Origin of the sequence: Bradyrhizobium sp. (genome assembly GCF_049691595.1) — a bacterium.
Classification (GTDB): domain Bacteria; phylum Pseudomonadota; class Alphaproteobacteria; order Rhizobiales; family Xanthobacteraceae; genus Bradyrhizobium.
This window is the reverse complement of record NZ_JBAVNZ010000541.1, coordinates 1-20,915: the sequence shown is the minus strand read 5'-3', so window position 1 is coordinate 20,915 and position 20,915 is coordinate 1. Positions and strand designations below refer to the sequence as shown.

Annotated in this window: 19 protein-coding genes and 1 pseudogene; 14 read left to right on the top strand and 6 right to left on the bottom strand. The window is 64.5% G+C overall.

The features are described from left to right. Positions 1 to 68 precede the first annotated feature (68 nt). The 4 genes from WCE35_RS21895 to WCE35_RS21880 all read left to right on the top strand — a co-directional run bounded on the left by WCE35_RS21895 (position 69) and on the right by WCE35_RS21880 (position 2,769). Positions 69 to 890, top strand: a complete 822-nt coding sequence (locus tag WCE35_RS21895) for a helix-turn-helix domain-containing protein (RefSeq protein WP_424595406.1) — start codon at positions 69 to 71, stop codon at positions 888 to 890. Between the two features lie 60 nt (positions 891 to 950). Then, positions 951 to 1,616 carry a DsbA family oxidoreductase gene (locus tag WCE35_RS21890; protein WP_424595405.1) on the top strand — a complete coding sequence of 222 codons (666 nt, stop codon included), beginning with the start codon at positions 951 to 953 and terminating at the stop codon, positions 1,614 to 1,616. Between the two features lie 14 nt (positions 1,617 to 1,630). Beyond that, a complete protein-coding gene (locus WCE35_RS21885) occupies positions 1,631 to 1,783 on the top strand; it encodes a type II toxin-antitoxin system HicB family antitoxin (protein ID WP_424595404.1) in 153 nt (50 codons plus the stop codon). Positions 1,784 to 2,130: 347 nt separating this feature from the next. Continuing rightward, on the top strand, positions 2,131 to 2,769 hold the full coding sequence (locus WCE35_RS21880) for an NIPSNAP family protein (protein WP_424595403.1): 639 nt from the start codon (positions 2,131 to 2,133) through the stop codon (positions 2,767 to 2,769). A gap of 24 nt (positions 2,770 to 2,793) precedes the next feature. Here WCE35_RS21880 and WCE35_RS21875 read toward each other — a convergent pair whose 3' ends face one another. From WCE35_RS21875 to WCE35_RS21865, 3 genes are all read right to left on the bottom strand, one after another. Beyond that, entirely contained in the window at positions 2,794 to 3,996 is a 1,203-nt protein-coding gene (locus tag WCE35_RS21875) for a GNAT family N-acetyltransferase (protein ID WP_424595402.1), read from the bottom strand. A 176-nt stretch (positions 3,997 to 4,172) separates the two neighbouring features. Next, on the bottom strand, positions 4,173 to 6,866 hold the full coding sequence (locus WCE35_RS21870; protein WP_424595401.1) for an EAL domain-containing protein: 2,694 nt from the start codon (positions 6,864 to 6,866) through the stop codon (positions 4,173 to 4,175). Between the two features lie 132 nt (positions 6,867 to 6,998). After that, positions 6,999 to 8,057, bottom strand: a complete 1,059-nt coding sequence (locus WCE35_RS21865; protein WP_424595400.1) for a FecR domain-containing protein — start codon at positions 8,055 to 8,057, stop codon at positions 6,999 to 7,001. A gap of 223 nt (positions 8,058 to 8,280) precedes the next feature. Between WCE35_RS21865 and WCE35_RS21860 the strand changes: the two genes are divergently transcribed. The 4 genes from WCE35_RS21860 to WCE35_RS21845 all read left to right on the top strand — a co-directional run bounded on the left by WCE35_RS21860 (position 8,281) and on the right by WCE35_RS21845 (position 14,151). Continuing rightward, the gene (locus tag WCE35_RS21860; protein ID WP_424595399.1) at positions 8,281 to 9,987 is read left to right on the top strand and encodes a ShlB/FhaC/HecB family hemolysin secretion/activation protein; all 1,707 of its coding nucleotides are present in this window, start codon (positions 8,281 to 8,283) and stop codon (positions 9,985 to 9,987) included. Positions 9,988 to 10,197: 210 nt separating this feature from the next. Beyond that, positions 10,198 to 10,425 (top strand): hypothetical protein, encoded by a 228-nt coding sequence (locus WCE35_RS21855; protein ID WP_424595398.1) that lies wholly within the window; start codon positions 10,198 to 10,200, stop codon positions 10,423 to 10,425. A gap of 147 nt (positions 10,426 to 10,572) precedes the next feature. Continuing rightward, positions 10,573 to 12,036 (top strand): caspase family protein, encoded by a 1,464-nt coding sequence (locus tag WCE35_RS21850; RefSeq protein ID WP_424595397.1) that lies wholly within the window; start codon positions 10,573 to 10,575, stop codon positions 12,034 to 12,036. A 69-nt stretch (positions 12,037 to 12,105) separates the two neighbouring features. Then, on the top strand, positions 12,106 to 14,151 hold the full coding sequence (locus tag WCE35_RS21845; protein ID WP_424595396.1) for a pyrroloquinoline quinone-dependent dehydrogenase: 2,046 nt from the start codon (positions 12,106 to 12,108) through the stop codon (positions 14,149 to 14,151). Between the two features lie 76 nt (positions 14,152 to 14,227). Here the strand turns inward: WCE35_RS21845 and WCE35_RS21840 are convergent, their stop codons facing one another. Next, on the bottom strand, positions 14,228 to 15,532 hold the full coding sequence (locus WCE35_RS21840; RefSeq protein ID WP_424595395.1) for a PucR family transcriptional regulator: 1,305 nt from the start codon (positions 15,530 to 15,532) through the stop codon (positions 14,228 to 14,230). A 101-nt stretch (positions 15,533 to 15,633) separates the two neighbouring features. Here WCE35_RS21840 and WCE35_RS21835 point away from each other — a divergent pair, with 101 nt between their 5' ends. Then, positions 15,634 to 15,948, top strand: coding sequence for a YciI family protein (locus WCE35_RS21835; RefSeq protein WP_424595394.1), 315 nt, complete (start codon positions 15,634 to 15,636; stop codon positions 15,946 to 15,948). A 123-nt stretch (positions 15,949 to 16,071) separates the two neighbouring features. On the opposite strand, the gene WCE35_RS21830 is transcribed toward WCE35_RS21835, so the two are convergent. Next, the gene (locus tag WCE35_RS21830) at positions 16,072 to 16,536 is read right to left on the bottom strand and encodes a PaaI family thioesterase (RefSeq protein ID WP_424595393.1); all 465 of its coding nucleotides are present in this window, start codon (positions 16,534 to 16,536) and stop codon (positions 16,072 to 16,074) included. 176 nt (positions 16,537 to 16,712) lie between these two features. Between WCE35_RS21830 and WCE35_RS21825 the strand changes: the two genes are divergently transcribed. From WCE35_RS21825 to WCE35_RS21805, 5 genes are all read left to right on the top strand, one after another. Then, positions 16,713 to 16,832, top strand: coding sequence for a peptidylprolyl isomerase (locus tag WCE35_RS21825; protein WP_424595392.1), 120 nt, complete (start codon positions 16,713 to 16,715; stop codon positions 16,830 to 16,832). A gap of 78 nt (positions 16,833 to 16,910) precedes the next feature. After that, entirely contained in the window at positions 16,911 to 17,183 is a 273-nt protein-coding gene (locus WCE35_RS21820) for a hypothetical protein (RefSeq protein ID WP_424595391.1), read from the top strand. Between the two features lie 75 nt (positions 17,184 to 17,258). Continuing rightward, positions 17,259 to 17,489 carry a hypothetical protein gene (locus WCE35_RS21815; RefSeq protein WP_424595390.1) on the top strand — a complete coding sequence of 77 codons (231 nt, stop codon included), beginning with the start codon at positions 17,259 to 17,261 and terminating at the stop codon, positions 17,487 to 17,489. 587 nt (positions 17,490 to 18,076) lie between these two features. Further along, the gene (gene recA / locus WCE35_RS21810; RefSeq protein ID WP_424595389.1) at positions 18,077 to 19,171 is read left to right on the top strand and encodes a recombinase RecA; all 1,095 of its coding nucleotides are present in this window, start codon (positions 18,077 to 18,079) and stop codon (positions 19,169 to 19,171) included. 164 nt (positions 19,172 to 19,335) lie between these two features. Further along, positions 19,336 to 19,629 (top strand): GIY-YIG nuclease family protein, encoded by a 294-nt coding sequence (locus WCE35_RS21805; RefSeq protein ID WP_424595388.1) that lies wholly within the window; start codon positions 19,336 to 19,338, stop codon positions 19,627 to 19,629. A gap of 381 nt (positions 19,630 to 20,010) precedes the next feature. Here WCE35_RS21805 and WCE35_RS21800 read toward each other — a convergent pair. Beyond that, positions 20,011 to 20,915: pseudogene (locus WCE35_RS21800) on the bottom strand (glycine dehydrogenase (aminomethyl-transferring)); the annotation flags it as partial.

Here is a 20,915-nt window from a genome sequence, read left to right as displayed (position 1 = left end):
TCCACGGGCCAATTCCATTACCCCGGACGTAATGGAATGGCTGAAATTCGCATGGTAGGTTTGCGGCCATGAACGCCCATGCATCCACCGCACGCGCCGAGCGATCCCGGCACGCCCATGTCGGGGAGCATTTGCGCGAATGGCGGCAGCGCCGGCATCTGAGCCAGCTCGATCTCGCCGGCGATGCCGAGATTTCGGCCCGTCACCTCAGTTTCGTGGAAACCGGCCGCGCCGCGCCGTCGCGCGACATGGTGCTGAAGCTCGCCGAGCGTCTGGAGGTGCCCTTGCGCGAACGCAATGTGCTGCTGGTGGCCGCGGGCTATGCGCCGGCGTTTCCGCAGCGTTCGCTCGACGATCCCGCGCTGAGATCGGCGCGGGCTGCGATCGAGCTGGTATTGAGGGCGCATGAGCCTAATCCGGCGCTGGCCTACGACCGGCACTGGAATCTGGTGTCGGCCAACCGCATGGTGATGCCGCTCCTGGCGGGCATCCCGGTGCGGCTGCTCGGCCAGCCCCTCAATATCCTGCGTCTGGCCCTGCACCCCGAAGCGCTGGCGGGACGCACCGTCAACCTCGCGGAATGGTGCGGGCATCTCCTGGATCGGCTGCATCGCCAGTGCGAGGCGACCGCCGATCCCGAACTGATCCGGCTGTATCAGGAACTGAAAGCCTATCCGCTGCCGGCGCGTTCGGCGCCGCTTGCTTCCGACAATGTCGCGATCCCCTTCAAGTTGCGCCTGAACGGCGGGGTGCTGAGCTTCTTCTCCACCACCATGGTGTTCGGCACGCCGGTCGACATCACGCTGTCGGAACTGGCGCTGGAAACGTTTTTCGCGGCCGACGATTTCACCGCCGGGCGGATGCAGGAGATCGCGGCCAGTCTCAAATAGCGGCTTGTCCGGGCTCGGATCGGAGCTTATCTCTGGGGTCTTTCCCGCGGAGGAAATCCGATGAGCACCCTGAAACCGCTTAAGATCGACATCGTCTCCGACGTGGTCTGCCCCTGGTGCTATATCGGAAAACGCCGGATCGAGAACGCGCTGGCGCTGGTGCCGGATGTTCCGGTCGAAGTCCGCTGGCGGCCGTTCTTCCTCAATGCCTGGGTGCCGCGCGAGGGCATCAGCCGCGACGAATACCTCACCGCGAAATTCGGCTCGCCCGAAGCCTATCAGAGCATCGCCGGGCGCGTCGTCGCCGCCGCGGACGAGGAAGGCCTGACCTACCGGCCGGAGCTGGTCAAGCGCCAGCCCAACACCATCGATTGCCATCGTTTGATTCACTGGGCGGAAGCTGAGGGCAAGGCGGCCGAGATGAAGCAGCGGCTGATGGAATTGTATTTTCGCGATGGCGGCGATCTCACCGACACGGAGGTGCTGGTGCAGGCGGCGGCCGATATCGGCCTCGACGCCGATGACGTGCGCAAGCGTCTGGCAACCGACGAGGACGTCGCGCTGATCTCGGGCCAGGCGCAGGAAGCCTCTGACAAGGGCATCTCCGGGGTGCCGACCTTCGTGTTCGCGCAGAAATACGCGGTGTCCGGCGCGCAGCCGGCCGAACAGCTCGCGCGCGCTATCCGTCAGGTCTCGGGCGAGATCAACGCGCAGGCGGCGGAGTGACGGGATCGCCGAACATGAAGATCGAGATTATCGTGCATGAGGCCGAGGAGGGTGGCTTCTGGGCTGAAGTCCCTGCCATCCCGGGCTGCGCCACCCAGGGCGACAGCATGGAAGAACTCATGCAAAACCTGCATGAAGCGATTGAAGGATGTCTATCGAAAATGTGAGCGAGGCGTTCCTCTCCCTCGCCCCGCTCTTGCGGGGAGAGGGCTGGGGTGAGGGGCCTCTATCCGTTGAATGCAGTGTAGCGATTGACGGGGTGCCTTGCCCCTCACCCGGATCGCAGGAGCGATCCGGCCTCTCCCCGTAAAGTACGGGGAGAGGTAGGGAAACGACCCCTACGCCCTCTTCAGATAATAACTCGCGGTTGCCGAGCGCGATGCGGCGCAGCGCGGGGCGTATCGCCATCGAGGTGCGCGCCGTTTGAGCGCGCGGTTGGAACCTTGCGGCTTTCAGGTCTTGAAGGCGCCTGATAGGGCTAGCGACCCGGCAACAGGAAATTCGAGGAAACGTCATGCTCTATGAGTTGAGGACCTACACCGTAAAGCCCGGCACGATCGGCGACATGGTCAAGGCGGCGAGCACTGTGTCGCGCGACATCCGCAAGGATGACTACGGCAAGCTCGAAGGCTACTGGACGACCGAGATCGGCCCCCTCAATCAGGTCATGCATCTGTGGAGCTACAGCGATTTCGCCGAGCGCGCGAGATTGCGCGGCGAACTCGCCAAAAATCCGCGCTGGACCGGCGAGTACATTCCGCTGATCCGTCCGCTGATGGTGCGTCAGGACATCCGCCTGCTCAACGCCGTGAAGGCGCCCGTTGCCCCGGCATCGACCGGCAACATCTATGAGTTCCGCAACTATCGCACGAAAACCGGCGGCGCGGTCAGGCAGTGGATCGATGTGTTCACCGCGGCGCTCCCGGCGCGCGAGAAATATTCCAGGATTGTCGGCCTCTGGCAGACCGAGGCGGGTCAACCGAACGAAGTCTGCCACATCTGGGCGTATCCCAGCCTGAACGCGCGCGTCGAAGCGCGTGCGAACGCGCTTGAAGATCCGGTATGGCAGGAATTCCTTGGGAAAAGCGGGCCGCTGCTCGAAGAGATGCACTCGACCATCATGCTGCCCGCGCCGCATTCGCCGTTGCAGTAAGGCCGGGCGGAACGGGTGCGGCATTCATGCGGTGTCTTTCTCGTGTCTGCGGATCGATCGGACGGTCCAGCGGGCGAGTTCGCGGGCGAACTCACGCAGCGTCATCGCCCTGTGGATCAGCACGGCGACGGGATCGTTTCGCCGCAGCGGGATCAGCACGTCGCCGATCCCGAGCCGCCCGCGCCAGATCGGATTGATCATGGGATGATCGGAGCCGGCGGTGGAATCGGCGAGCCGGATTGCCGGATCGGCGCAGAGATGGCGGGTGAGATCGAGCGTCAGTTGCACGCCCGGCGAGAATTTTGCAAAGCGCTCGTCGACGCCGAGCTTGAAATAGAAGGCGCGATCCTGATGCCGGAGCACGATCGCGGCCGCCACTCTGGTATCGCCGGCCCGCAGGCTGACGATCTCGCACTGGCCGGTTTCGGCGAGCGCCGAGGTCGCGCGGCGGATGAACGCCGCATCGCCCGCATGCTGTCCAAGCGCGGTGCCGCGTGTCGCCTTCCAGCCGCTGGCCTCCAGTTCCAAAAAGGTCTCGACCGCGGCTGCGACCTGTCGCGGCGTGCGCGCCACGTCGAAGTGAACCGCGCCATGTTCGGCGAGGCGGTTGCGCTGGCGGCGCAGCTCTTTGAGTTTCTTCGCACCCAGCGCCTCGCGCAACACCTCGTCGGCATCGCCTGTCGCGTCGAGGCAGGCGCGCGCATGGGACTGCAACAAGCGCGGACGCAAGCCGTCGCGCCGCGATGCCTCGCCAAAAGCCTTCATCGCCGCGCCATCCAGCGCGACGGCGCGCAGGATCAGCGCGCGGGCGCCGGCCTGCCGTGCCGCCTCCAGCAGGCCTGCTGCCGCATCCTCCGCCATGGCGCGATCGAGCAGCGGCGTGCACAGCGTGCCGTAGGGATCGGCACTCACCAAGGCAGGCAGGGGGATCCGGCAGGCGCGCCACATCGAAACGGCCGGCATCAGGCCGATCAATCTCGCGCCATCGCTCCAGGCGCCGAGTGCGGACGCAGCGACACGGTCGCGGGCGGAGGCGTCGACGGCCAGTTCCCAGTCCGGAAGGTAGTAGCCGTTCGGCTCGATGGCGCGTTCGGCGAGCGCGCGCCATTGGGCGGCAGGAATAGCGGCGAGCGGCGCCGGACCGCTTCGCGCCGCTGGCGCAGGCACGCGCGCGGCATCCGTGACGGATGCGCGGCGGACCACCGCTGGTTCGGCAATCTTGGCCACTTCCCCGGCTTCCCCGTTGGCGATTGTTGAAGCAGTGCCGCCGTGCGGCCTGCTTCGTCGCGTTATCGGGAAAGGCTAAAGGAAAAAGACTGGAAAAAACCGCTGGCGCGGCGGTTGCATTTGAGCGGTCATGGCAGGGGCGCGTTTACCATCCCGTATCGGGAGCGTGCTGCCCCTCAGGCGACTTCGACAAAGGTGTCCCTGGCCATGAACTTGCTTTCGAACTCATGGGCCGGCATCGGCCGGCCGAAGAAATAGCCCTGTCCCTCCTCGCATCCGATGCTGAGAAGAAGGTCGGCCGTTGCCCGGTTCTCGATGCCTTCGGCGGTCACCGAAAGGCCCAGCCGCTTGCTGAGACTGACGGTCGAACCGACAATGGCGTCGTCGTCGGGATCGGCGATCAGTTCAACCACGAAGGAACGGTCGATCTTGAGCCCGTCCAGCGGGAATTTCTTCAGATAGCTGAGGCTGGCGTAGCCGGTACCAAAATCGTCGAACACGATGCGGGCACCGAGCTGCTGGATCTTCAGGAAAGTGTCGAGCACGCGCTGCGTGTCGGTCAGCAGGATGTCCTCGGTCACTTCGAGTTCCAGCAGCGATGGGGTCAGGCCCGTGTCGGCAAGGACCTGCGCGACCGCGTCTGCGAGGTCACCCGACTGAAGCTGTGACGGCGACAGGTTGACGCCGATCCGCAGCCGCTGTCCGGCAAGCTCCCAGGCGCGCGCCTGCCGGCACGCCGTTTCCAGCACCCAGGCCGCGACCGGGCCGGAAACGGCTGACGTGTTGACGACGGGCATGAATTCCGCCGGCGAAACGAGGCCGCGCACCGGATGATGCCAGCGGATCAGGGCTTCGGCGCCGACGAGGCTGTCGTCGGCCAGGCGAACCTGAGGCTGATAGAACAGCTCGAATTCATGACGTTCGGACGCCACCGCCAATTCGGCCTCGAGCGTCAGCCGTGTCTCCAGTTCCTGCCTGATCGAATCCGCGAACAGCACATGGCCGCCGCGCCGCGTGGCCTTGGCGCGGCAGAACGCAAGATGGCTGTTGCTCAGGAGCTCGTCGGCGTTGCGGCCGCCCGCGGGAAAGACCGCGGCGCCGATGCTCACCCTGACACGGTGCTGACGGTTTCCGGCGATCAGCGGCGTGGCAAGACATGCCTCGATGCGCCCGACCAGTCGCTCGAAGGTTTCGCCCGCGCCGGCGATCGAAGATGCGACGGCGAATTCATCGCCGCTCAACCGCGCGGCAATTCCCCCGTCCAATGTCTCGGCCCTCAGCCGGTCCGACACGGCGCGGAGCACGAGGTCGCCCGCGGCATGCCCCAGCATGCCGTTGATGTGCTGAAAGCCGTCGAGGCCGAGCACCAGCAACGCCACCTTGCCGCCGTCCTTCTCGGCGGCTGCGATCATCGCGGCCAGCCTGGCGTGAAGCGTATCGCGGTTGGCGAGGCCGGTCGGTGAATCATATTCCGCCAGATATCGAATTCGCTCGGCCTCGCGCTTTCGCACCGAGAGGTCGCGCAGAATGACGCCGTACTGATGCCCGTCGGTGCCTTGCCAGCGCGAAAAACTCGCCTCGACCGGGAACACCTCGCCGCTCTTGCGGCGCCCGTCGAATTCCCTGACGGTGCCGGCGGGAAGCCCGGCGATATCGTGGATCGAGAGTGGGCGCGATGTCTTGCCGCCATCGGCGCCAAGCCCTTCGAAGGGACGGCCGATCATTTCCTCCCGCGTGTAACCGAAGATCGCGGCGGCGCCGGGATTCCACTCCGTGATCAAACGGTTGTGGTCGGTGCAGACCAGGCCGTCCCCGAGCGACATGGCAACCCGTTGAAACCGGTTCTCCGCAATGCTGCCGAGCACACCCCGGAAATCGATCTCGTCGAGGGCGATCGCCCCGAGATAGACGGCGATCGCGACGTGAAACAACGATGTATCGGGGATCAGGGGCAATCTGCTCTGGAGCAGAAACGCCAAAACTTCGGCCGCGGCGGCGATTCCCGCCAGCAGCAGCACCCGCCGGCCGGCCGGGAGGCGGCGCCACGACCGCAGCACGATCAGCGCCAGCAGGCCCACGGCCGCGAGCCCGATGACATCGGATGTAAAGTGCAGGGCGCGGTTCTGCAGGATCGATTCGGCCGCGAGCACCAGCAGCAACGGTCCGGAGGCGATTCGCCCGTTCGGAACGCTGAAGCGATCGCCGAGTTCAAGCGCGGTGCCGCCGACCACGATCTTCTTGCCCTTCAATCGGGCCAGCGTCGCGTCGTCCCCGCGCAGCACGTCGACAAAGGATATTTTTGGAACCGACGTGCCGCGGATGCCGAAGTCGATCAGGAAAGGCGAAAGCTGTTCGGCATATTGCCCGGCCAGCATCGCGCCCATCGACGGCAGGAATTTTCCGTCAAGCATCTCGCCATAGGGATAGCGGCGCACCAGTCCGTCCGGCTCGACTGCGACATTGACGTGCGCCGTCCACGCATGATCGCTGAATTGCCGCAGCGGGCGGTTGACGTGGATTTCGGTCTTGTCGGCCCCGGGCTGGCTGAACGACGGCAAGATGACCGATCCGCCCGCTTTGTCGAGGGCGTCAGCGAAGGCCTGGTCGGACACCGCATCGGCCGGCACGCTGAAATCGACGTCGAACGCGATGTCCTGCACGCCCGCCGCCTCCAGCCGCCGGACCAATTCGGCGTGCAGGCGGCGCGGCCACGGCCAGACGCCGATTTTCTCGATCGAAGGGGCATCGATTGCGACAATGACGATGTCGCCGCTCGCCTGGCGCGACTGCCAGGCGAACCGCAGATCGGTCAACGCGTTGCGAAGCGGCGAATGCCAGCCGCATGACAGAGCGATTGCCAGGGCTACCATCACCAAAATATGCGGCCGATACTCTCTCACCTTAACTCCACCGTCCTGGTGTCCATCTTTTCCGGGGCCACGAGAGCTTTGGCGCGCCCCGCCCTGGCGAACCCCCGTCCGCCAAGGAAGATACAGGCCCAACTATTTCTTCTTGCCGCGGCCGAAGGCGTTGCCATTGCCGTTTTGGCCGTTGCCGTTGCCGCCGGCATTACCATAGCCGTTTCCGTTGCCGCTGCCGGCGACGGCGGCCACCGCCGCATTGCCTCCTGAAACGCCGGCGGCGCTGTTTGTTGCATTGAAGCTGCCTTGACCGTTGCCGGCTGCGACCGTGGTCGCCGAGTCGGAAGAACTCCAGACCGTGTCCCTGTACGCGGCACTTCTCGCTGTGCCGTGTGCCGACGATCCCTCGTGCGCGAGACCGTGCGTCACCTTATGGGCGTTCAGCCGGACTTCGCCGAGCGCGGAGGAGATGCGCGTCACGCCAGCGCGCGCCCGATCCGGAATGCCGACCGAGCGGATGGAGTGGCCGTTCACGGCGTTGCGCGGCGCGGAAAATCCCGCCTTCGGGACCGGAATGCGTTCAACGGAGGACGCGCGGGGTTTTCCCTGTTCGATCGGACCAAACGTGCCGGATCCGCCCAGCGTGAGACCGGGCTTGCCATTCTGAAACGCAGTCGCGGACTGGCCCGGCATCACCTGGGCGATCTGGCCCGACCTGAAATCGGCGACCTCGACCTGGCCTGCGAACACGCGGACGCTGGTGCTCGCGGCATCCACGGTGACGCGGAATTGCGTGCCCTTCACCACGGCGGCGAGATAGGGCGTCTCGACTTCAAAATGCTTGACGTCGCGCTTTTCGACGTCGAGCAGGATGGTGCCGGCCTGCTGCACGATCGTGGTCGAAAGCCCTCCCTTCTTCTCCGCGGGCAGCGCGATCACCGAATTCGGCGCCACCATCATCGCTTCTTCGCCGCGCACCAGGAAGACGCGGCCATTGCGGCCGGTGCGAATGGTGTCGCCGGGCTTCAACACGGCTTCCTGCCGGAGCGAGGCCGGCTGCGCGGATGTCGAGGTGAGCCAGACCTCACCGGAGGATTTGCTGACCGACCAGGCGCCGTCATCGGCCGCGAATGCGCCGGTCGCCGCCGCCAGCACGACGGCCGCGCTCAGCAGCCGCGATACCTGATGAAACGTATCCATGGAAACACTCCGGCAATTCCCCTTGAGGGTCAGGATTAGCGGAAATGTTTCAACATTGAGTAAGCAGAAATGCCGGCGCGCGAGCCACGCCTTAACCATTCGTTGACCATAAAATTCTATGAAAAATCATATGGCTAACGGTCTCTCAAACAATCGGACGGTTTCCTCCGTGGAATTACGGAGGCGCGATCTCCTGCTTGCGCACGGCCATGCAAGACTACCGATGGTGGCCGTCCTGATGCTGGCGGCGGCCATCGTCCTGGGGCCGGCCAAGGCGCAGCAGGTGAGCCGGCCGGCCTATGATCCAACCCGGACGGAGAAACGCTTCGATGCGGTAGGCTCCGAACAGTCGCCTGCCGTCCGGCCTCGCTTGCCCACGCCCCGCCTGGCGCAGCCGGAAGGCCGGGCGGCCACCAACCCATTGTTCCTGTTGCGCCACGTTTCGATCGTCGGCGCGCATGCGATATCGCGCGAGCGGCTGTCGACCGCCTATCAAGGCTACATCGGGAAGAGGGTGTCGCAGGCTGACCTCGCAGCCATCGCCCTGGCGATGAGCGACATCTATCGCGACGCGGGGTTTCATCTCAGCCGCGCGATCGTTCCGCCGCAGGACATCGAAAATGGCCGGGTGCGGCTGCAGGTGATCGAAGGAAGCATGACCGAACTGGTGTTGAAGGGAGAGGGCGCCGAACAGTTCGGCATCCGCCCGATGCTCCGTCCCGTGCTCGTCGAACAGCCATCCCGCCTTGCCACGCTGGAACGGCAACTGCTTCTGATCAACGGCCGGCCAGGGGTGCGGATCGAGGATTCCGCGCTTGAGGAGATCGGCACCGCGAGCGGTAAATTCCGCCTGATCGTCAGCCTGAAGACCTGGCATATCTACAGCTCGTTCGGCGTCGATAATCTCGGATCGTCGGCGGTAGGTCCCTGGCAAAGCTATGCAACGGCGGCGTTCAATTCCTACATGATCCCCGGCGATACGCTGGCGGTCAGCCTCTCGACCACGCCGGCCGATCCGCGGCAGCTCGCGTTCGGCCGCCTGTCCTATGATGCTCCCGTAGGCACCGACGGCGTCCGGGTCGGGGCATCCGGCTTTTACAGCGAGGTCTGGCCCGGAGACATCAGGCACCGCTACAACGACAACACCAGGACGGAATCCTTCGAATTCCACGGCAGCTTCATCCCGCTGCAATCGCAGAGATCGGCGCTGACGCTGACCGCCGCGATGGGTTTCAGCAATGTGACGGAGAACGATGTCCTTGGCCGGATCTACGCCGACCACATCCGCACCATCAGCCTGACGACGGACTATCGATTGCAGGACGATTTCGGCGGCAACAATTATCTGGCACTGACCTACCGGCAGGGCCTCGACATCATGGGCGCCTCGCACCGGGACGACAACTTTCTCTCGCGCGACGGCGCGTCGGGTGAATTTTCGGCGGTGAATTTCTGGTTCACGCGCTATCAGACATTGTCCGATGCATGGTCGGTGAAAATGTCGGCGGCCGGACAGTGGGCGGCAGGACCGCTATTCCTATCGCAGCAGTTCTACCTGGGCGGTATCGCCTTCGGGCGCGGCTATGGCAGCGCCGAGATCAGCGGGGATAATGGGCTTGCCGGCACGCTGGAACTGCGGTTCGACCGAAAGCTGGATTTCCACTATCTAAGCGGCTATCAGTTCTACGGTTTTGTCGACAGCGGGACGGCGTGGAATGTCGGTTACGGGATCGGCGACGGGGTTTCGCTGACATCCGCGGGCGGCGGCGTGCGGCTGTTTCTGGGCAGCGACCTGCAGGCCGATATCGGCCTGGCCGTACCGCTCAGCTACCGCGCGCCTGACAATATCGGCCGCCATGCGCGGCTGTTGTTCTCGCTCTCGAGCGCGCTCAAGCTTTGCCCGGCCCGGTCGCAAACGCGCTGCCTGTAGCTCCATCGGCGAATCCGCAAGCCGCCTGCGCTGCCGATAGTGTGGCCGACCATGCGATATGAACGCTGCCACGTTCCCATGGATCGAATGCATGCCTTGTCGATCGCTGTTTCGCTGATCAATATTTGCTGAAATCACGCCTAACCAGCTATCCTGTGACGCTTCTGTTGCGGAATGTTTCCGGGATATGACGGCGGGGAGATAGTGGCGATGCGGAAGTTGATGGCTGCGACGGCGATACTGGCGTTGATCGCAGCGCCCGCGCATGCCCAGGGCAAACGGCCGCAGGCCGACACCCAGCAGAAGAAAAAGGACGACCGGCCGCGGGTCGACGAGGACGCCTACAAGGCCGCGCTGGAACGAATTCCCGAGCCTAAGGAAAAATACGATCCGTGGGGCATCGCCAGGCCCGCGGAGCCGGCCCGAAAGCCGAAGTGAATTTCGCAGCGCCGTCCGAATCCGGGCCTGCGACAATTTTGGCGTGGAACGGCGGCGGGTTTATCTTCCATGTGGCAGGTCCGGCTTGAACCGCCTCCCGCCGTTCGGCGACCAATCCGTAGCCTGCTATCGACGGGAGGTTGCCCCATGTTTCGCCGCGCGCTGCTCAATGCCATCCTTGTCACCGCCGCCATCGCCTGCGCCGGTCCCGCCGCCGCGGAAAACCGCCTCGCGCTGGTGATCGGCCAGTCGGCCTATCGGTCCGTGCCGGCCTTGCCCAATCCTGCCAACGACGCCAGGGCGGTCACGCAATGGCTGACCGGTTCCGGCTTCGAGGTGGTGTCCGCGTCCGATCTTTCGCAGAACCAGATGCGCGAGAAGGTCAGCGAGTTTGCCGACAAGGTGGCGGCCAAGGGGGCCGACACCGTCGCGCTGGTATTCTATGCCGGCCACGGCCTGCAGATCGACGGCGAAAACTACCTGGTGCCGGTCGACATCGATCCGAAGCGCGAAGCCGACATTCCGCTGCAGGCGGTACGCCTCAACGACATGCTGAACACGCTGACTTCGGTGCCGAGCCGGATGCGCATCCTGATGCTCGACGCCTGCCGCAACAATCCGTTCCCCGACATCAACAAGACCGCCGGCGGCGGGCTTGCGATGGTCGACACCAGGATCGGCGCGCCCGGCACCTTCATTTCCTTTTCGACCTCGCCAGGCGCGGTCGCCGAAGACGGCAGCGGCGCCGACAGCCCGTATACGACCGCGTTGCTCACGGCGGCGAAGGAGCCGGGGCTTCCGATCGAGGAAACCTTCAAGCGGGTGCGCCTGTCGGTCAACAAGGCGACCGAGGGACGGCAGACGCCGTGGGACAGTTCGTCGCTGACGGAAGACTTTCGGTTCGGCGGTGGCCCGGCCGCCGGCACGGCCACGCCGAAGCAGCAGACCGCCAAACGTACAGTGGAGGAGTGGCGGCGCGAGTTGAAGGGCAAGCCGGTCGAACTGGCCAACGACCTGATCGTGGCCGACGCCACCGACGAAGCCTATGAGGCCTTTGTCGGCCTCTACACCCAGCCCCCCTTCGGTCCGCAGGCGCGCGACTGGCTCGATCGCCACCGCCGCATGGTGGCGTGGAACATCGCGGTCATCACCAACACCGCCGCGGGTTACCGCGCGTTCCTCGTCCAATATCCGAACAGCGATCTGACCTCGACCGCGCGCAAGCTGGAAGAGCGGCTGCGCAACCGTCCGAACACCGCGCCCGTGGTCGCCGCGGCCGTCGGCAGCGGCGCGGCGCCGCAAAACATAGCGCTGGCCGCGCCGACCTGTCCCTGCAACACCCAGCCGCAGCAACTCAAGAAGGTCGACGCGCCGCCGATCAGGCGGGTCGATCCAAATCCGCCGAAGCGTGTCGATCGCAAGCCGCCGCGGCGGGTGGTCGAGCCCGACGAAGATATCGTGGTCTATCGCCGTCCGCCGCCGCCGATTCGCGAGTACTACGAACCGGCGCCCGGACCTTCGATTGGCATCGGCATTGGCATCGGTGGCGGCTTTGGCGGGAACTATGGCGGCCGGAGCCCAAGCGAGGGCCGGCAGAAGAGTGGATACTGACGCGGTAACCGCGTAAATCGACCTCCGTGACGATGCGCCGTTGCCCGGCGCACCGCTTGCGGAGGTCGCATGCGAAACCTGGTCCGGCTGTTCGCCGCTATCGTCTTTCTCTCGACGCCGGCCTTTGCCTGGGAGCATTGGGGCGGCGATCGCGGCGGAACACGATTTTCGCAGCTTTCGCAGATCACGCCGGCCAATGTCGGCAATCTCATCCGCGCCTGGGAATTCCGTACCGGCGATCTCGACAGCCGCGCGCCCGAAATCATCAAGCGCACCAAGTTTCAGGCGACACCGCTGCTGGTCGAAGACAGCCTGATCTTCTGTTCGCCGTTCAACGAAGTCATCGCGCTCGATCCCGGCAGCGGCGCGCAAAAATGGCGATACGATCCTAAAATCAGCACCAACCAGCGCCCGGCAAACCGTTATGTCTGCCGCGGCGTCGCCTATTGGGTCGACGACAAGGTGACTGAGGCCGCGGCCTGCCGGGCGCGGATTTTCATGGGCACCAACGACGTCCGCGTGATCGCGCTTGACGCCAGGACCGGGATTCCCTGCGCCGATTTCGGCGAGGGCGGCGAGATCCGGATCGATAGCGGAATGCCGCTGCAATGGCCGGGAGAATTCCAGATCACGTCGGCGCCGGTGGTGAGCCGCGGTGTGATCGTGGTCGGCTCTTCGATCGCCGATAATCGCCGCGTCGAGGCGCCGCCCGGAACCGTGCGCGCCTTCGATGCGCGGACCGGGCGTCCGCGCTGGAGTTTCGATCCGCTGCTTCACGATGGCATCGCCGCCGGCCACGCCAATGTCTGGGCGCCGATGTCGGCGGACGAGGCGCGAGGGCTGGTGTTCCTGCCGACGTCGTCGCCAAGCCCGGATTTTTGGGGCGGCAAGCGGCCCGGCAATAATGCGCACGCCAATTCCGTCGTCGCGCTGCGCAGCGAGACCGGGGAATTGGTCTGGTCGTTCCAGACCGTGCACCACGATGTCTGGGACTACGACCTGCCGGCGCAGCCGACCCTGGCGCGCATCGACACCGGCGACGGGATGCGCGATGTCGTGATCCAGCCGACCAAGCAGGGCTTCCTGTTCGTGCTCGAGCGCGACACCGGCAAGCCGGTTTGGCCGGTCGAGGAGCGCGCCGTGCCGCAAGGGGCCGCGGAAGGCGAAGCGCTCTCGCCGACGCAGCCGTTCCCGACCCATGTGCCGGCGCTCCTGCCGCAGCGGATTTCGCCGGACGATGTGTTCAATCCGTTCCCGAGCTTCGGCCGCGCCGCCTGCGAGGAGCAGTTTGCGAGCGCGCGCAACGAAGGCCTCTACACGCCGCCCTCGACGCAAGGCACGCTGCTGTTTCCCTTTACCGGCGGCGGCGTGAACTGGGGCGGCGCGGCGTTCGATCCGCTCAACCAGATCCTCTATGCCAATACCAGCCGTGCCGTGCACATCGTGAAACTGATTCCGAGGGCGGAGGCGGAGGGGTTCAAGGCTCCACCCGGTCATGATTTCGGTCCGCAGCAGGGCGCGCTGTTTGCGATGACGCGCGCGGTGGCGATGTCGCCCCTGGGCCTGTTGTGCAACAAGCCGCCCTGGGGCGAGATGGTCGCGGTCGATCTGAAGGCCGGGAAAATCCTCTGGCGTTCACCGGTCGGCACGACGGAAGACCGCGCGCCGCTCGGCCTCGCCTTCGACTGGGGCGCGCCGCTGGTCAACGGCGTCGCGATCACCGCGGGCGGGCTCGTCTTCACCGGCGCGATGGACGCTTACCTGCGCGCCTTCGACGCCAAATCCGGCGAGGAATTGTGGCAGGGCCGGCTGCCGGTCCCCGGCGTCGCCAACCCCATGACCTATCTGTGGCAGGGCGAGCAATATGTCGCGATCGGCGCCGGCGGCCATTCCGAGTCGGGCACCTCGATCGGCGACAGCGTGGTGGCGTTCCGCCTGCCGCGGCCGGACGAAGCGCCCTCGCTGTGGTCGCGCACCATCGACCGCCCCGGCGGACGATTTACGAGCAAGGCGATCGGCGTTGCGCTCGTGGTAATTTTGATCGTGGCCGCGGCGTCGCGCTGGCGCCGCCGCGCAAAATTGCGCCGAACCGGCAGGTCCGGGATGGTCCCCTGACCAACCGGACATGCGGCTGACAGACCAGGATCGAAGCGAATGACCCTGAACGGCTGTGTTCGGTCAAGTTCTTCGATCAAATCCGCCAGCAGTCGGCTGCGAGCAGCAGCTCGATCAAACCGTGGTGGCGTTGGCCGTCCAGTCCGGTGAGTTCTCTGATGCGACCGAGCCGCGCATAGATCGTGTTCGGATGCACCCCCAGTTGGCGTCCGGCTTTCTGTACGTTCAAGTCGGCGTCGGCAACCGCCCGCAAGGTCTGAATGAGCGTACCAGCCGCTTTCGCATCAGCATTGACAAGGCCAGCAACCCAGTTTGGCGGCGCGGATCGCACCAGGTCGGTACCGCGATACACCAGCAAACCTCGAATGGGCAAACCGGAGAATTGCACGACCCGCTTCGTTACGCTGGCGAAATCCAGCGCAATTGTCGCTTCATGCAGGGCCTTTGGCAGAAATGATGTCGAGGGGTGATCCGCACTGATGCCGACCAGCACGGCCGGCCCCAGCACCAGGAGCATCGGGCGAATGCGTTCGGCGAGATCGGCTTGAGGGGCCGTCCAGCCCGATTGCCGGCGCCGGTCTGAAAGCACGACGGTCACGAGATTGTTGCGGATCCCGGCGAGCGCCCGAATCGAGGTGGCCGCCACCGTTTCCGATATTGCGTTCACAATTCGCTGCGCGCGAGCATGATTTTCCATTTCCGATGGGTTGGCTGACTGAGCCACGACGACGCAATAGGACTGACGCTGCTCGAGATAGCCCGCGCGCTTCAGGAGTCTTGCAACGCGCCCATCCGATTCATCGTAACCGCTGAGCAGGATGTTCAACAGCTCGGTACGCAGATCGCCATCCGCTTCGGCAAGCATCCGCGTGTGGGCGACGTATTCAGATGCCGCGACCGTGCTGACGGTGTTGGTGTACTCGATCGCAAAGTCGGCGATCCCGGAGACCGCCGTTTCGAGGCTCTCGGGACTTGTCGCCATCGCGGCATCCCGCAGCCAGTGAGACAGGATTCGGTGGCCGCAACGATAAGCGTGCAGCATGGCTTCCAGAGGGAATCGCTGCTCCGCGCGCAGATGGGCGTGCACCCTGACGAATTCGAACTCGCTGACCTCGCCGCCTGCGAAAAGGCGGCGGAGTTCCCGAACGTGCTCGGCGGCGTGTTGGTTCAGCCCGGGCAGTATCTCCGGGTTGCCTGAAGCCGAGAATGCCGGAACCTCCGTCAACACGGCATCGCGAAGCCCGGAGCCCGCGCTCCGCAGGGAATGGTCGAGCGCAGCCGCGGCGTGCGGAATGACACCGATCCCGGCAAGCCGTGCCAGGACGTGCCGCAGGGGCTCGTGTCTGGCCGGGTTGTACGCAGGCGCTTGTGAACTCTTCACAACCATCCTGCCAAGGCTAGCGGTGTTTCCGCCATTTGCAAGGGGGGTCGATAGTGATAGTCACCAAAACGGGGGCGATCACCGAGCCAAGAGGTATCACCATGGCGAAATACGTGTTTGCGTACCACGGCGGAAGTCATCCCGGTAATCCCGAAGAGGTCAAGAAAGTGATGGATGCCTGGGGAGCCTGGTTTGGGTCCCTGGGGTCCGCGGTCATCGACGGCGGCAATGCCGTCGGGACATCGAGCACGGTCAAGGCCGATGGCTCACTGGTCAGCGGCGGCGGCACCAATCCGATCAGCGGCTATAGCCTGATCGAGGCATCAAGCCTCGACGACGCGCACAAGAAGGCGAAGGGTTGTCCAATCCTCAAGGCCGGCGGCACGATCGAAATCGCCCAGGCCATGGACATGTAGTCATCATTTGCAGTCGACCGGGCCGTGGCAGAAACCGCGGCCCCTGGTCGGCGCCGCCACGGACATCATCAACGCTCTCGCGGCGGCCCGGTCCACCTCCCGATCGATAAGGGAAACCGGTTTCTACGAAGCCAGCATCGCAAACGCGCTCGAGACCATCGCCACCGGCTTGTCGTCGCCGGCGCCGAACAGCGTGACGCGGCCAAAACTCATGGTGCGCCCGAGACGGACCACGCGCGCATCGGCCAGCACGTCGGCATCGGAGACCGCGCGCATGAAATGCGTGGTCTGGTCGACCGTCGTCATCGGCCGATAGACGCGGTTGGCGGCGAGGTTGGCGATCACCATCGCGGTGTCGGCAAACGCCATCAGCGCCTGGCCGCAGACCATGCCGCCGTTGCGGCACAGCCGTTCTGAAAACGGCATCCGCAGCAGCGCGCCCGGCTGCCAGTCCGCGGTTCCGCCGGGCGGCGGGGCGAAGTCAAACCCCTCGATCGCAAGCTTGAGATCCCCGATCCATGGCGCAAACACCTCGCCAAGCACGCGCCTGGCTTCCGCGATGCCGAATTCGGCGGACGGTTGCTGCATGAAGCCTGTTTCCTCGCCTGATGTCGTGGCCGGGCATTCTAGGCGGCCTTGCGCGGAAAGGAACCTGATCCGACGCGATTCGATCGGATCATGAGCTCGGTCGTTTGGCATGAAAATGCCCGACTTGAAGCCCAATGATCCGGCTTCAGCGGAGTGGTTTGTTCATGTTGCGCCGGATGGTACTGCTCCTTGGCTTGATCGCCATGGGTCTCGCGCTCGATGGCTGCACCAAATGCGGTCCGATCTGGGACGACTGGACGCAATCGCCGAAATCCTGCAGGTCGGATCGCCTCTGAGCCCCCGCGGGCGTTCGAGCTTGGCGGCGCGGTTTGCGCGGTGATATACCGCTTGCGGAAAACGCGAGGGAGCGTCCCATGAGAATTCTCAGCGCCGTGGCGGTGACATTGTTGCTGACAGCGCCGGCCTACGCGCAAGTGCCCAATGTCAACCTGATCCCCGAACTCGCGACCAAAACGCCGGAGGAAAAGGAGCAGGATGCGATCAGGGAAAAGGCCTACAGGGAATCGCTGAAGAAGATTCCCGACGCCAAGACTTCCTCCGATCCCTGGGGCACGGTGCGCGGCACCGAGACGCCGAAGGCAGGCGCGGCGAAACCGAAGACCAAGACCGGCAGCAGCGCGCAATAGGAAGGCGCGCAGACTCGGATTCATTCTCCGCCGCCGCTATATTCAGCCAGTCGTCCCGTGGTTTGGAGTTGCGACATGGCCTTGCGTCCGCGCGATCTCGCGAGCCGGATGGCCGGCCGGCGAAAGCCGGGCGACGGCTATCTGCGCGAGACCTTTACGCTGCCGCGCGAGCAGGCGCGAACCAGGGCGCGCGACTTCCTCAACCGCTACCCCAAGGCGGCCTATATGAGCGCGGTCGAAAGCTGGCGCGAGCTGCCCGGCGGCGATATCGAATTCACGATGCGGCGGCTTGCGAGCGCGGATTAGGTTCTGCCTTAAGCGCCGGAGGCTGCTCCAACCCATTTCAAATATGGACGTTTTGAGATAGCCCGCCGCCCTGGTCGTTTTGACACAAGGCGCACAGCGAATCCCGAATGCGCGGTGAGGACGCCCGGAACTTTGTTCACGGTCGGAGAACTACGTAGTACGTAGGGCCGACCGGCACGGCCTCCGGGATCGCTGCCATGGCGGCGACGGGAATGAGCCGCCATGTTCAAATGAAACAGGCTGCCAACCGAGGCGGCTGAAAACGGAACGGATCGCATCGATGTCCAATCCGGAATTCGATTTTCATTTTGCGGGAAGCTCGATCGGAGATCCTGCAATTATTGCGAGCTCTGGCCGCGTCATTTGCAACGAATGCGTCCATGTCTCGGGACAGGCCCGTGAACCCAAACCCCGTATTTTAACTTAGGCCGCTCGGAGGACGAAACCGGCGAATATCAAACCCGTCAAAAGAACATATTGCGAACATAGAACAAACGTGGTACAGAGTTTCGGTCCACTGCGCGGTTGCGCGATCCTCGACCTCCGTTTGTCCCGCTAGCGAATCCCCGCCATAAGGAGCACCACCTATGTCCGCCACCGCCCTGCGTATCGTTGAAGGTTCCTCCATGGATAAGACCAAGGCCCTGTCCGCCGCGCTCTCCCAGATCGAGCGCCAGTTCGGCAAGGGCTCGGTGATGAAGCTCGGCAAGAACGACCGCTCGATGGATATCGAGACCATTTCCTCGGGCTCGCTCGGGCTCGACATCGCGCTCGGCGTCGGCGGGTTGCCGAGGGGGCGGGTGGTGGAAATTTACGGGCCGGAATCCTCAGGCAAGACCACGCTGGCGCTGCACACGGTGGCCGAGGGCCAGAAGAAGGGCGGCATCTGCGCCTTCATCGACGCCGAACATGCGCTCGATCCGGTCTATGCGCGAAAACTCGGCGTCAACATCGACGAATTGCTGATCTCGCAGCCCGACACCGGCGAGCAGGCGCTGGAAATCTGCGACACGCTGGTGCGCTCCGGCGCGGTCGACGTGCTGGTGATCGACTCCGTCGCGGCATTGGTGCCGAAGGCCGAGCTCGAAGGCGAGATGGGCGATGCGCTGCCCGGCCTGCAGGCGCGGCTGATGAGCCAGGCGCTGCGCAAGCTCACCGCCTCGATCAACAAATCCAACACCATGGTGATCTTCATCAACCAGATCCGGATGAAGATCGGCGTGATGTACGGTTCGCCGGAAACCACCACCGGCGGCAACGCGCTGAAATTCTACGCCTCGGTCCGGCTCGACATCCGCCGCATCGGCGCGATCAAGGAGCGCGACGAGGTGGTCGGCAACCAGACCCGCGTCAAGGTGGTGAAGAACAAGCTGGCGCCGCCGTTCAAGCAGGTCGAATTCGACATCATGTATGGCGAGGGGGTCTCCAAGATGGGCGAAATCCTCGACCTCGGCGTCAAGGCCGGCATCGTCGAAAAGTCCGGCGCCTGGTTCTCCTATGACAGCCAGCGGCTCGGGCAGGGCCGCGAGAACTCGAAAGCGTTTTTGAAAGCCAATCCCGACATGACCGCGAAGATCGAGGCGTCGATCCGCCAGAACTCCGGCCTGATCGCCGAGCAGATTCTGGCCGGCTCCCCCGAGCGCGACGCCGACGGCGACGGCGAGGAGCCGGCGGAGGCGTGATTCCTCGTGTCCCGGACGCGGTGCAGCGTCCTTCACGATGCACCGCAGAGCCGGGACCCATGGCCTGGCATTGGAATTTCACTGCTTGATGAACCGGGCTCTGGACCACCAGGGCATCGCGTTGCTTGCGCGATGCGTTGCGCGGTATCCGAGGAACGAGGGCAATGGACGAGTTGTTCTTTGTCTACATTCTCGCCAGCAAGCGAAATGGGACGTTGTATGTCGGCGTCACCAACAATCTTGCGCGGCGATTGTCAGAACATCGGGCCAAGCTTGTTCCCGGATTCACGCGCAAATACGATGTCGACCAACTCGTCTATTTTGAGGCGTTCAATTCCATCCTTGAAGCTCGCGCGCGTGAGCATTCCTTGAAGCGCTGGCGCCGGGCCTGGAAGGTCGCGCTGATCGAGAAGCTCAATCCGGACTGGCGCGATCTGACCGACCAGTTGAATTTTTGAACCGGCATCGGACGTGTCCTCGTGCCCCGGATGCTGCGCAGCACCATCAGCGCGTTTACGCGCGTCTTTCGACGCGCTATGGTGATGCGTTGCTGATCCGGGGTCCACGCCACTTGGCGCCATAGGTCCCGGCTCTGCGGTGCATCGTGAAGGACGCTGCACCGCGTCCGGGACACGAGGGATTTGTTTCCGGACTGGCGCGATCTGACCGATCAGTTGAATTTCTGAACCGGCATCGGACCTGTCCTCGTGCCCCGGACGCTGCGCAGCACGAAGTGATGCGCTGCTGGTCCGGGGTCCACGCTATCTGGTGCCATAGGTCCCGGCTCAGCGGTGCATCGTGAAGGACGCTGCACCGCGTCCGGGGACACGAGAGTTTCGTTACTCCGCCGCCTGCGCGTATTCAGTGACCGGCGGGCACGAGCACACCAGATGGCGGTCGCCATAGACGTTGTCGACCCGCCCGACCGGCGACCAGTATTTATCCGTTCGCGAGACGCCGGCGGGGAAACAGCCCTCGACGCGGCTGTAGGCCCGTGCCCACGCATCGTCGGCGATATCGTGCACCGTATGCGGAGCATGGCGCAGCGGCGAGGCCTCGACCTTCCAGCGGCCACGCTCGATCTCAGCGATCTCGTTTCGGATCGCGATCATGGCGTCGCAGAAGCGATCGATCTCCGCCTTCGATTCCGACTCGGTCGGCTCGATCATCAGCGTGCCCGGCACCGGAAAGCTCATGGTGGGTGCATGAAAACCGTAATCGATCAGCCGTTTGGCAATGTCGTCGACGGTGACGCCGCTCGAGGTCTTCAGCGCCCGCGGATCGACGATGCATTCATGCGCGACCCGGCCTTTGGCGTTGCGGTACAGCACCGGGAAATGCGGCTGCAGCCGGCCAGCGATATAATTGGCGTTGAGGATCGCGATCTCGGTCGCGCGGGTCAGGCCGTCGCCGCCCATCATCAGCATGTAGATATAGGAGATGGTGAGAATCGAGGCCGAGCCGAACGGCGCCGCCGATACCGGCCCGACCGCGCGCGGCGCGGCGCCATCGGTCGCGGGATGCCCCGGCAGATACGGCACAAGATGCGCCCTGACCCCGATCGGGCCCATGCCGGGTCCGCCGCCGCCATGCGGAATGCAAAAAGTCTTGTGCAGGTTGAGATGGCTGACATCGGCGCCGTAATCGCCGGGCCGCGACAGCCCGACCTGCGCGTTCAAATTGGCGCCGTCGAGATAGACCTGTCCGCCATGGCCATGCACGATGTCGCAGATCTCGCGGATGT